This window comes from Isoptericola haloaureus, assembly GCF_036689775.1.
GTDB classification, from domain to species: domain Bacteria; phylum Actinomycetota; class Actinomycetes; order Actinomycetales; family Cellulomonadaceae; genus Isoptericola; species Isoptericola haloaureus.
In genome coordinates, this window is sequence record NZ_JBAGLP010000116.1 from 476,242 (window position 1) to 488,695 (window position 12,454).

General features: G+C 70.4%; 7 protein-coding genes. 1 reads left to right on the plus strand and 6 read right to left on the minus strand.

The genetic code is table 11. The features are described from left to right. Positions 1-18 precede the first annotated feature (18 nt). The 6 genes from V5O49_RS07665 to V5O49_RS07690 all read right to left on the minus strand — a co-directional run bounded on the left by V5O49_RS07665 (position 19) and on the right by V5O49_RS07690 (position 9,409). Positions 19-1,740, minus strand: coding sequence for a DNA/RNA helicase domain-containing protein (locus V5O49_RS07665; RefSeq protein ID WP_332901691.1), 1,722 nt, complete (start codon positions 1,738-1,740; stop codon positions 19-21). Further along, positions 1,727-2,047: a nucleotide pyrophosphohydrolase gene (locus V5O49_RS07670; protein WP_332901692.1), complete on the minus strand. Its 321-nt coding sequence runs from the start codon at positions 2,045-2,047 to the stop codon at positions 1,727-1,729. The genes V5O49_RS07665 and V5O49_RS07670 overlap by 14 nt, the downstream gene beginning before the upstream one ends. Positions 2,048-2,063: 16 nt before the next feature. After that, positions 2,064-5,600 (minus strand): DEAD/DEAH box helicase, encoded by a 3,537-nt coding sequence (locus V5O49_RS07675; protein ID WP_332901693.1) that lies wholly within the window; start codon positions 5,598-5,600, stop codon positions 2,064-2,066. Beyond that, a complete protein-coding gene (locus tag V5O49_RS07680) occupies positions 5,597-7,423 on the minus strand; it encodes a phospholipase D family protein (RefSeq protein ID WP_332901694.1) in 1,827 nt (608 codons plus the stop codon). Before V5O49_RS07680 ends, V5O49_RS07675 begins: the two co-directional genes overlap by 4 nt. Then, a complete protein-coding gene (locus V5O49_RS07685; protein ID WP_332901695.1) occupies positions 7,423-8,622 on the minus strand; it encodes a DUF6361 family protein in 1,200 nt (399 codons plus the stop codon). The genes V5O49_RS07680 and V5O49_RS07685 overlap by 1 nt, the downstream gene beginning before the upstream one ends. A 76-nt stretch (positions 8,623-8,698) precedes the next feature. Next, entirely contained in the window at positions 8,699-9,409 is a 711-nt protein-coding gene (locus V5O49_RS07690; protein ID WP_332901696.1) for an 8-oxoguanine DNA glycosylase OGG fold protein, read from the minus strand. 359 nt (positions 9,410-9,768) lie between these two features. On the opposite strand from V5O49_RS07690, the gene V5O49_RS07695 reads away from it, so the two are divergent. Beyond that, the gene (locus V5O49_RS07695; RefSeq protein WP_332901697.1) at positions 9,769-12,426 is read left to right on the plus strand and encodes an FG-GAP-like repeat-containing protein; all 2,658 of its coding nucleotides are present in this window, start codon (positions 9,769-9,771) and stop codon (positions 12,424-12,426) included. The last annotated feature ends 28 nt before the right edge of the window (positions 12,427-12,454 follow it).

The window sequence follows — 12,454 nt, forward strand, 5'->3', positions numbered from 1 at the left end:
GCAAACGGAGCACGATTCCTACGCTGGCGCAGAGAAGTACGGCCGTAGGTGTTCCCGCAACCCAGGGTCACACACGTAGACGTAGGTGCCGAGAATTCCACGGGTCATGAGCACAGCATAGATATTGAGGATGAAATCTCGCAGATCGTCATCAGTGTAGACTATGTCGCGCCGTGGATTGTTCTCCTTGCCTTTCTTGTCATGATAGTTCGCGCGATCGATGACCAACCTGCGCGCCGTCGGGTCGTAGCGAAGGTCGGGGCCGACGATGACGCCCGCATAGTTGAGGTCATACCCCTGCACCGTGTGGATCGACCCCACCTCGTCAGGCGAGGTCGCCGAGTTGATCCAGTCCGTCTGGGTCTGGTTCCACCGCAGCCTTTCGCCGTCGAGCTCGATGTCGTAGGCAGCAGGATCCTTCTTGGTCACCCACGGCCAGGCATACCCCGCGACGAGCCGACTTAGACCGACCTCCCGGTTACGCTGGGCGATCTCAGCTCGCATCTCACCCAGGTCGTCGAAGAACCGCAGGTCGTAGGGCGAGAAGTCCTCCGCCTCGCCAGGTGGCGCGTCCCCGAGGACTCGTCGCACGTAGCGCACGAAGTCGCTCCCCGCGCGAACGCGCATCTGCGATGTCAACCAGTAGCGACGTCGCCCACGTTGCGCCTCGTCCACCAGTAGACGCTGCAGATCCTGGGGAATGTCCGCAGGTTTGACGCTCTGAAGGCTGTCGAGCAGGAAGATGGTGTGCTTGCTCTGTCGCCTGATCCAGTCGAGCTGGGTCCACTGGGAGTCGTCGTTGCCGAAGAGGCGCAGGTTGATCTCGGTGTACTTCGAGTTGAGAGAGGCCGAGGGTTGGTTGGCTCGCTGACCCAGTCGGTGCGCCTCGTCCACGACGAGTAGATCGAAGCGCTCCTGGGCAGTCCCGACCTCGAAGGGCCCGAGCACCTCGACGCCCTTCATCCGGGGCGTCTTGCGGAAGACCTTCTGGATCGTCTTGCGCAGGGACTGCTGCGGGATGACGAAGCCAATGCGCTTGCCCTCGAGCAGCTCCCGATGCCCCTCGGCGAAGAAGTCGGAGAACATGGTGTCCGTCTCCGCAGCGTCCTGCGCGTCGACAGTCGCGATGTCACGCAGCAGCTTGAGCAGGAAGACGGCCACGATGGTCTTCCCGGTCCCCGGCTCACCCTGGACGACTGCCGTGGTGTCGACGTCCCGCTCCAGATCGCCGAACAGCCCTTCCAGGATGTCCTCGATGACGATGGCCTGCTCCTGGGTCAACGCCTTGAAGGGTGAGTACTTGAACAGGTCGCTGTTCTCGATCTCCGGGATCGACCGTTCGAAGAGACCGAGCGAGCGCAACTCGTCGAAGACCGCCTCGAAGGTATCCTTGTAGTCCTCTCGCAGGAAGTAGTCGGCGTCGATCACGCCGTCGTTGCGGTTGAGGACCTCGAGCTTCGCGTCGCCGGAGAAGTACCGAATCAGGTGCGACTCGAGATCGAGGCACACCGACTTGTTGAACGTGTCGTCCAGCACGATGCGCACCTGCTCCAGGTGGCTCTTGGTCTCCGCGTGCTGCCTCATCCGGTTGGCCACGTTGCCCGTCTCGCCCACGTAGACCTGTCGACCGTCGTCCAGCACGTAGACAACGGGCCAGTTCGTGTACCGATCCCCCGCCTGGCGAAGCTCCTCGTGAGTCGTCGACGAGAAGGCACGACTCGAGATCTCAAAGCTGGTCATACTTGGTACTGCTCCCTCGCGCCTTGTCGACGGGGTACTTCTCCCGCGTCATCTCCAGCTTCTCCAGAACGATGCGGTCCACGTCGAGGTCGAGGCGCTCGGCGAGGTGCAGGCAGTAGGACAGCACATCAGCCAGCTCGTGGCGGACCGCCGCTGGATCCGGTTCCGCACCCCACTGGAAGCACTCAAGGAGTTCCCCGGCTTCGATGGCGATGCTCTTCGCCAGGTTCTCGGGGGTGTGGAACTGGGCCCAGTCTCGTTCGGCGACGAAGTCCCGCAGCGCGCCTCTCACCTGCTCATTCACCATGGCTGCACCCTAGCTTTCACCAGCCCAGGTCCACCGGCAGCTCTCGGCCGAGCGCGTAGGCGCTCTCCTCCAACTCACATCGACCGACGAACGTCAGCCACAGACCGCCGTCGGCCCCGCGCGTCGCCCGCGTCCCGGCGACGCCACGCCCGTCGCCGTACCCGGCACGGCGTGCGATGTCCCGGTGCTCGGCCGATGTCGCTCCGCGCCCCTCCCGGACGTTGATCGCGAGCAGCCCGCCGTCGTACAGCACCTGCGACCAGAGAGCGGCCTCGCCGCTCCCCCACGGGTCCGGCACGACCGGCGGCTCGTCCTTGACGGGGTCGAACACCGGCCGGTCCGCGGCCGGCGCCCTGCCGTCGGCCGCAGGCACCTCGACCGGCTCCGGCGTCAGGTCCACTCGAAGCCACGAGGCATCGGCCCCGCTCTCCCCCACGTACTGCAGCAGGTCGTCCTGGCGCGGCTGCCCGATCACCATCCGGTACGCCCCGACCGTGCGCTGGAGCCGGCGGTAGTGCTGCTTCTCGCGACTCAGCGGGAGCGCTGGGACGTACCGCTCGATCGCGGCGCCGCCGTCGCGTGCGTACACCCAGTACGGCGTGATGTCCGACCCGTCGTTCGCGCAGGCCCGGGACGCCGCGTGGAACACGCCAGCCCAGGGGTCGCCGTCGAGACCGCCCAGCACCGCGCCGCCATGGTCGACCGCGACGTTCTTGCGCACCGCGTGCCCCTTGTACCGGTGCACGCGCCCCTCGCGCTGCTCGAGGTCCACCGGGTTGCTCGGCAGGTTCCAGTGCACCAGGGCGTGGCTGTAGGTGTGGAAGTCCAGGCCCTCCTGCCCCACCGACGTCGAGGCCAGCACGAACGGCCGGAAAGGCGAGTTGTACGCCACGCGCACGGTCGACTCACGCACCGCCGTCTGCTCGCTGGTCGCGGCCCGCCCGTACCGAGCCGCGAAGTGGCTCGCCATACGGTGCTCGTCGAGCTCGATCCGGCCGTCGGCGACCCCTACCTGCTCGACGACGTTCGTCGCCGCCCGGATCGTGAGCGCCTCGGTCATGACGTCCGAGATCGTCACGGCCCGGTCCAGCCGATGCGCCTCCTGCAGGCCTTCGGACTCGACCAGCACGTGCGCGTACTCGTCGAGGACCGACTGCAGCACCCCGTCGAGGCAGTGGTCGAGCACGGCGCGCCAGTAGCGCTCGTCGTCCTCCGCGCGCAGGATCGCCACGATCTCCGGCTTGTTGAACAGCGACCGCAACCCCTGGGCGACGACGAGCGCCTCGCGCCGGATCACAGGATGACCGAGCGCCCTCTCCCCACCGGTCACCCGTGACAGCGCCCGCAACGCACACACTCCCGGGCCCGCCACCGCCATCTGCGCGAGCACCATCGGCAGATCGGCAGGCCGCCGGCCCAGCTCGAGTTGGGTGACCTGCTGCGCGAGCCGCAGGTGCGCGCCGAAGGCGGACCCCTCGTCGTGGCGGTCGTCCTCGCCGTCAGCGAGGAGATGCCAGAACGCGCCGTGGTCGTGCTCCCCCGCCAGGTCGAGCAGCATCGGGGCGGCCCAGTACCAGCGCCGGTCGACGTCGCCGCTCTCACCGCCCGGCGGCAACGCGGTGAGCAACGGCTCGAGATGTCCGCGGACGACGTCGAGCACCGCCTGCGTGTCCGCGTCCAGCGAGCCGAGCTCGCGGGCGACGTCCAGCGGGTCCCCCAGACGGGCGAGCACCGGGGACGGGTGCAGCAGCCCGAGCGTCGACATCGCTCCCGGTCGCGGATCGTCACCGGAGGTCATGCGGAACTGCAGCGGCGGCGTGACCGGACGGTCGTCGTACCGTCGCCGCGGCCGTCCGGCCGCGGGCGTGTCGCCCGACGACGCCTCCATCGCGCGCCGCTCGGAGCCGTAGCTCATCATCACCGCGATCGCCTTGGGCACCACCGCCCACGCGGAGAAGACGAGCCGCTTGGTGAACGACCGCAGCGCGGGATCCGCGTACGCACCGGCCGGGGCGTAATAGGGCAGCGACGGCGGCACCCACGCCAGCCGCCACGCACCGCGGTCCAGCACGTCGGTGACCAGCCCGCGCATCTTGGCGTTGCCCGGGTCGATCGCCCGATAGCTGCGCACGTCGTCCCAGTTCAGCAGCCCCGTCGCATCTGCGAGCGCCGCGGCGACGTCCGGGTCCCCCCGCTCGACGGCCGCCTGGAACCGGGTCCGCACCTGGTAGGAGTCGCGATCCATGAGGTTGAGCGGGTACGGCGTGGAGCGCCAGTACTCGAAGACGTCGTGCCGGTCGATCTGCCGGGCCACGTCGTCGAAGGTCCGCCAGGAGCGCAGGTCGTCGGGCGTGAGGCGCACGTCGAGCGGCTTCTTGCAGAGCATGCCGTCCCGGTCGGGCGTGGCGGCGAGCCGTTCGGTGCGACACATGACCTGCCGCAGCTCGTGCTGAACGCGGTCGCGGGCGGCGCGGGCGCGGTCGGGATCGCCACCGGCGAGGACCTCCGCGCGCAGGGTGCGCAGCTCACGTTCGACGACGCCGGCCCTCTCGTCGCCGCCGAGGAACCGGATGGTGCGGGTGAAGTCGCGGTAGTGGTCGTCACCCTCCGGCTCGTCGGGCAGCGTGTACATCTTGTACGGCGTGGCCGAGAGCAGCAGCACCTTGGCGTCCGGGTGGTCGAAGACGGCGTGCGCCAGACCTGCCCCCTCGTCGTCCGCCTCCGCGTCGAGCAGGTCCTTGAACCGCTGGAACTCGTCGAGGATCACCAGGTCCGGTTCCAGGTGCTCGACCGACGCGCGGGCGACGAGTTGGCGCAACGTGCCGACCAGCCGGTCCCGGCGGCGGGCGAGGTCACCCTCGGCGGGGCGGCGCCGGTAGGCGAACTCGTCGGCGCAGGCCTCGAGCTCGGCGGTGAGCGGTGCGCCGCCGGGTCCGGTGGCCTGCGCGATCTCCTCCTCCAGGGACTGGCACAGCTCGTCGTCGAGGTCGTTGCGGTCGACGGCAGCGAGGCGTCGTTCGAAGTTCTCCAGGCTCATCCAGCCCTGGAAGAACTTCTTCCAGGCGTTGCGCCGGGTGAACTCGCCGCCGCGGCTCTTGGCGAGCATCTGGTACAGCAGCGCCCGCTCCTCGGCCTTACCGCCCGTGCTGCCCACCTGGAACGACGTCCCAGGCGTGAAGGAGACGAAGTTCAGGCGGCTCCGGCGCAGGTCCCGGATGACGTGCGGCAGCAGGGTGAGGCGGTCGGCGTGGCGCAGCTCGGTCCCGCCGACGACGTTGAGCCGGGACAGGTTCTGCCGGGCGATCTGGCTGTTGGAGCAGATGTAGACGATGTCGATCCGCCGGTCGGGGTCGTCCCACAGGTGGTCGACGGCCCGGGCGATGAGTCCCTTCGCGACCATCGTCTTGCCGAGCCCGACCTCGTCGGCGACGAGGAACCGCTTGGTGGCGTCCTCGTCGGTGAACAGCCGGTGGAAGGCGTGCTCGACGGTGGCGCGCTGGAAGTCCTTGAGGCTCGCCAGTGTCCGTTCGACGTCGGGCCGGGTCTCGGTCATGCGCGTCCTTCCTGGTGCACCTGCCACACGACATCCCACAGTTCGTCGAAACCGTCCGGCACGAGGTCCTCGGCGCGGTCGAGCTCGCGCAACTCCTCGACGAGGCTGGCCACCCGAGCCAGGGCCTCCTCGTCGCGCCCCGTGGCACGCACCAGCGGTTCGAAGAGCGCGACGTCCTCGACCGAGTGTCCGGACGCGCCGTGGAAACCGGCACCGTCGACGCCGGCGAGCTGAGCGAACAACGCGTCGTACGAGGGGTCACCGAGCAGCAGGACGAGGTAGCGCAGCACGTCGGCCTTGCTCTGCAGGACCGAGGCCACCGCGTCCTGGCGACGTGAGCCCACCGCGCCGGTCAGGTCGGCCTTGATCACGCAGCGCCGCGTGGCGCGGGCGCCGCCGCTGCCCGCGGTGGTCTCCACGGCGACGAACGGCGTGACGTTCGACGGGGCGACGGTCCACTCGACCTGATCGGCCAGGGACCGGGACTGACCCTCCCCGGGCAGGGAGGCGAGCCAGATGCGGGTCTCGCCCCGCAGGTCGTCCGGCAGGTCGTCCGGCAGGGTCAGCGTCAGCGTGGCGTGGACGCGCTCGTCGTCGAGCGGCTCGACGTGCAGCACCGGCCCACCGACCGCGAGCGCCCGGTGGAACGCCTCCAGCGCGTACGAGGTCTCGATCGCGGCGTCGTCGGCGCCCTCGGCCGTGGACACCGCGTGCTCGGCGAGCATCCTGCGCAGTCCGGGGGCCTCGTCGGACCCGTCAAGGGTCGCCGCCACCCCGCAGCGCGCCGTCGGACCGGTCAGCACGGCGTCGAACTCGACGCTGCGCCCCCAGGGCGCCGCAGTGAGGTTGGCGCTGCCGGTCACGGTCATTGACTGGGACCGCGGCAGGTCGAGCACGAACGTCTTGGCGTGCAGGCCCTCACCGACGGCGAACTCGTCGGGTGCTGCCGGCGGCGCGTCGACGTCTTCTCCGGCCTCGACCTCGGCGAGGCGCTGCAGCACCGTGGCCTCCCACCCCGCCAACGCCTGCGAACCGACGAGCTCCAGGGACTCGGGACGAGACACCAGCACCCGGTCGATGCTCAGCGCACCGAGCCGACGCACCGCGTGCCGGGTCAGGAACGGACTGATGGCGAGCAGCCGTCGCGCCTCGTCCGGGAACGGCCACACCGGTTCGTCCGACAGGCCGATCGGCAGCAGCCGGCCGCCGGTGAAGGGCTCCGGCGGCGCAAGGCTCACCCCTGCCAACGTCGAGGCCAGGTCGTCGACCTGGGCGGCGCGGTCGGGCTGCAGCTCGCGGAGTGCCAGTCCCGGAAGTCCCCGCAGGAAGTCCGCGGCCGGTGCCGCCTCGACCCTGCCGCCGTCGGACTCGTCGAGGACGAGCGCCGTGTCCCACGAGCGGTCGAAGGTCAGGTTCCGGCTCAGCACCACCACGCGATGCACGAGGCCGCCGTCAGGGCCGACGAACCGCAGCGCCCACAGCTTGGGGTGGAACAGCGTGCGCCCCTCGGGCGGCATCACTTCGAGCACGCTGTCCTCGACGAACGTGTGGATCGGGCGGTAGGCCGCCGGGACGTGGATCCCTCCGGCCTGGCAGAACACGGTGGTGCGGGCGGTGTGCCGGCGCACCGCCTCGAGCAGGCGGACCGGATCGACGGCGAGGACATCGTCGCCTGAGTGGTCATAGAGCGCGAACGACAGCGGCGCGAGCAGCAGGGCGGTGAGGTCGAGCGAGTAGGAGGTTCCGACGGCGGTGTCGACGCGGTAGCCGGCGGGCGGACGCAGGGCGCCGGTGAGCATGACGCGGGTCTGTGGCGTGAGCATCAGGCCGCCACCTCGATGCCGCGGGCGCTGTAGAGGTCCTCCAGATGGGACCGCGCCACGAGCCAGCGGAAGTCGTGGCGGCCGGTGCCGCTCGCGCCGGTCCACCGGTCCAGCGCCGACTGGTTGAGGAGGCGGGCACGGCCGCCCTTGATGCTCTTCTCCCGCGTGCTCACCAGGGTGCGCGCCTCACCGACGTCGGCGACGCCGTCGTGCACGGCGATCAGGTCGAGCCATCGATCCACGAAGGCTCGTGTGACCGCACGGACCCGCGGGTTGCTGGCGTGGACCGTGGCCCAGAAGTCGGCGCGGTCCCAGTCCGCGAGTGCCCCGGTCGCCTCCAGCTCGGAGCGCCAGTCACCGAGTGCGTCGCGGTAGGCCTCCACGAGCTCCTCCTGTTCGGAGGCCTCGGCCAGGAGCAGGTTGTACAGGAGCGCCGCCCCGTGGATTGCCAGGCTGTAGCGGCGGGCATGGTCGACCGCGACGCGGAGGTGTTCCGGCGCCTCGTCGAGATGCTCGACGTCCCACACCCGCCGCGGGAGCTCACCGGGCGGGTGGTGGACGAGCCAGGCGAGCATCGAGCCGCGCGTCGACGCCGCGATGCGGTCGGAGAGGTACTGCTCCTCGACCGGTGCGAGAGCGAGACCCGTGGCGCTCAGCAGCTCGTCCGGTTCCGGCGGCAGATGCGGGTCGATCCCCGACGCCGGGACGAAGGCACGGGACTCCGGGTCGTCGGTCGCGGCCGTGCGGCGCTGCAGGGCGCGCGTGTCGTGCATCCGACGGAAGAACGCGTCGACGGTGGCGACGTCGCGGACCCCCCAGGCGTCGAGCGCCGACCAGTACATGGTACTCGGGAGCTGTTTGAGGCTCTTGCGGGCGGTGTTGCCGATGACGCCCTGCTTTTCGCCACCGGCCAGGAGGCTCTCGATCAGCCGGAACTCGAGGCGCCGGAACTCGGCACTCATCTCGGCCGGACTGCTCTTGTGCGCGGCGCGCTGCATCAACCACGGGACGAACAGCACGTAGCGCAGCCGCGTGTGCAGCACGGAGGTGCCGGGGAAGAGCAGGTCGGAGAGAGCGTCACGGATGGTGCCGACACCGAGGTCGTCGACCGTGCCCTGTTCGCGGAAGAGGTCCACGACCTCGAGCATCTTCTGCCGTTGTGTGGCGTCGACGTCGAGCCAGCCGAAGGAGGACACCATGCGAGCGATCCTCGCCCACGGGCGCGATAGATGACTACCGCACCCGTCCGATTTCACCCGTTAAGGCCACCCGGTCTCAGAGCACCCGGCCGTGCTCCGAGTAGGCGTACTCGATCTCGTCGGATCGCACCGTCCGGCCGAGCTCGATCGCCGCCAGCCACGCCTGTTCCGCGGCGATATCCAGCCACCGCGCGTACAGGTCCACCGACCATGGACCGCCGTCGGGCACCGACAGGCCGTGCAGGTCGTTCAGCGCGCGGACGACGTTCCGATCCATGATCAGCGCGTCACCGCCGCGCACACCGCCGCGGGTCGCGAAGTCGGCGACGTACAGGAACGTCGTGAACGCCGCCGGACCGAGGTGCTTCACGCTCGCCGCTCCCCCGCGCTGCATCGCCCGGTAGGCGTCGACGGCGCCCCGCCCGGTGCCGAGGTGCTTGGCGGCCAGCCGGAGCCGTGACAGGAGCTCGCTCGGCTCCGTCTCGACGAGGGCGCGCGCGCTGCGGCTCGCCACGAGGGCCCGGTCCCCCGCGCTCCACGCGCACGACGCGAGCAGGGCCTGCGACTCCCAGTCGTCCGCCCCGTCGGCGGCGGCGAGCATCCGGCCGCGCGAGAGCCGGCGGCGCTCCGGGTCGGCCGGGTCCGCCGGGAGCTCCTCGAGCCACGAGGACGCCGGTGCCTGCGAGGTCCACCACCGCGGGCGGAACCGGACGTCCTGCGCGAGCAGCGCCTCCTGCCCCGGCAGTCGGTCGAGCAGGGTCTGGCCACCGGCCAGGCTCGTTCCCATCGGTGATCGGGCTCCTTCGGTGCGGACGACGCGCCCCGCCGGACGCGCGGGCACGAGCAGAATCCTGGCGGACCGGGCGCCCGGTGACCAGTACCAGCCGCAGATTCACGCAGCGCGCGCGACTGGTCGGCAGTTCGTCGTCGGATCGGCACTTCGAAGTGCCGATCCGACGACGAACTGCCGACGCTACGACCCGGGGTCGGGACCATCCGAAACCTCGCACCCTCGGCCCTACTGGTATACGGTTTCCAGAGGCGACCTTGAATCGATTTACCGTCGCCGTGCGACGACACCGAGGTCGTCGCACGCCGGGCCGACGGTGGCCCGGCAGCACGTCAGGACACCGATGGAGGACGACGTTGTCACCCACACGCCGCACACACCCCCACCGATCACCCCGCCCCACGATCGCGATCGCGGCCGCCGCCGCGGTCGCCCTCGCCCCGCTCCCGCTCGCCACCGGCGCCGCGGCGGACACCTCCGACCCGACCACCGCCGTCGACCAGCGTTTCGACTTCGGCTCCACCAGCTCGCCCGTGGCCGACGGCTACACCCGCGTCGCACACACCACCTTGTACGACGACGGCGCGGGCTACGGCCTCTCGCGGCAGGTCGCCGTCCGCGACCGCGGGGCACCCGACGACCTGCGCCGCGACTTCACGGTCGGCACCACGACCTTCTCTACCGACGTCCCGGACGGCACCTACTGGGTGACCGTCACCAGCGGCGACCACATCGCCGGCAACTACACCGAGCTCACGGTCGAGGGCGAGGACCAGGGCACGCTCGAGGCGGGCGCCTCGGAGTACGCCACGTGGGCCCAGGCCGTCGAGGTCACCGACGGTCGCCTCGACCTGGACGTCGCCCGCGACGGCCGGCTCAACGGCGTCACCGTCTCCTCCCAGCTCCCGCCGACCAACCTGGTCTCGGACGTCGAGGTCGACGGCACCGCGGTCGAGGTCGACCTCACCTGGGACGCCCCGGCAGACGCCGCGTCCTACACCGTCTACCGGAGCACCAACGGCGGCGACGCTGAGCAGGTCGGCACCGCCACGGAGGCCGCCCTCACGGACGCGGACGACGCGATCCGCCTGGGCGACACCCTCACGTACACCGTCACCCAGACCAACGCGGCGGGCACCGAGTCCGGCCCGTCGCAGCCGCTGGAGATCGAGGCGGCGGACGAGGAGCAGGATCCGCCGTCGGCCCCGACGAACCTGCGCGTCGAGGGCGAGGAGGACGCCACCACCTCGACCCTGCGCTGGGACGCCGTCGACGGCGCCGTCGCCTACGACGTCTACCGCACCGACCACGTCGCCCACTCCTGGCAGCTCCTGGAGCGCACGGAGGACACCGCGAGCGCCCTGGACGTCGGCTACGGCACCGAGTGCTGCTTCACCTGGACCTACCAGGTCCGGGCGGTCGGCGCGGGCGGCATCTCCGACCCCTCGGAGAACACCACGCTGGAGCAGATGATCGGCACGAACACGGTCGCCGAGATCGACACCAGCGTCGCCGGCGACGGCGCCCGTCCGTGGTTCGGCGACCTGACCGGCGACGGTCGGCCCGAGATCATCATGGTCCAGCCGCACCACATCAACGCCGGCGCGCTGTACACCGGCCCGATGGTCGCCTCCATGACCGCGTTCACCGCCACGGGCGAGCAGCTCTGGCAGATCGGCGAGGTGGACCCGGACGGGCGCAACAACAGCCAGGACATCCCCGCCCAGGTCGTCGACACCGACGGCGACGGTGACCTGGAGGTCGTGGCCGTGATGTACCCCGACGGGGACACCGAGGCCGAGGGCCGCTTCTACGTGTTCGACGGCGCCACCGGCGAGCACGTGCGAGACTTCGCCCTGCCGACGCCGGAGGCGCACGACGCCATCGTGTTCGTCGACGCCGACGGCGAGGGCCACCCGGACGAGATCCTCGTCAAGAACCGCTACTCGAAGGCGTGGCTGCTGGAGTCCGACGGCACCGTGATCTGGGAGCACGAGGGCAACACGGGGCACTACCCGTGGCCCTACGACTTCGACGGCGACGGCCGTGACGAGATCATGATCGGCTACGACATGGTCGACGCCGACGGCAACCTGCTGTGGAGCGCCGACCTGCCCGACCACGCCGACACCATCTGGGTGGCGGACATCGACTCCGACGGCACCGCGGACGTGCTGCTCGGCGGCGCCTCGACGTCGGCCCACCGCTGGGACACCGGCGAGACGATCTGGGTCAACGACGACACCGTCGAGTCCCAGAACATCATGGTCGGCGAGTACCGCACCGACCTGCCGGGGCTGGAGACGTTCGGCCTGGACCGCATCAACCGGTCCTCCAACGGCCTGGACGGGCTGTTCATGATCGACGCCCAGGGCGAGACGGTCTGGGCCGAGGAGCGGCAGACCCGCGGCTGCTACGGCACGATCCCCGAGCCGATCCACAACTGGACCGGCGACGGCACCGACCAGATCATGGTCTGGAACCGCGGGTGCGGCGAGCCCACGGGCATCTACTCCGGCGACGGCGAGTTCGTCACCGAGCTGGACGACGCGCGCCTGTGGCACGTGGACATCTGCGGCGACGACAAGGAGGAGGTCGTCGAGTACGTCCAGGGCGAGTGGCTCGAGATCGAGGCCAACGGACCCTGCGACCTGGACGCCAAGGTCACCGGCGAGCAGCGTCCGCAGTCCCCGCGGGAGTACAACTTCACGCGGTACACCGCGGGCGAGACGCCGGTGGCGGCCGTCGTCACCGGTCAGCCGTCCGACGTGACCGCACGGCCGGGCCGGCAGGCCACCTTCACCGCCGACACGGTCGTTGCCACGGGCTACCAGTGGCAGCGTCTCGTCGACGACGAGTGGACCGACCTGGACGGGAAGACGACGGCGGAGCTCACCGTCGTCGCCGCACCCCCGTTCGCCGGGGACTACCGCGTCCTCGTGGAAGGTCAGACCGGTGCACGACCGACGGCGTCGGAGCCGGCGACGCTGACCGTCGAGGTCGGCGCACCCTGACCGGACTCGCCGCGCCCGCGAGGGTCAC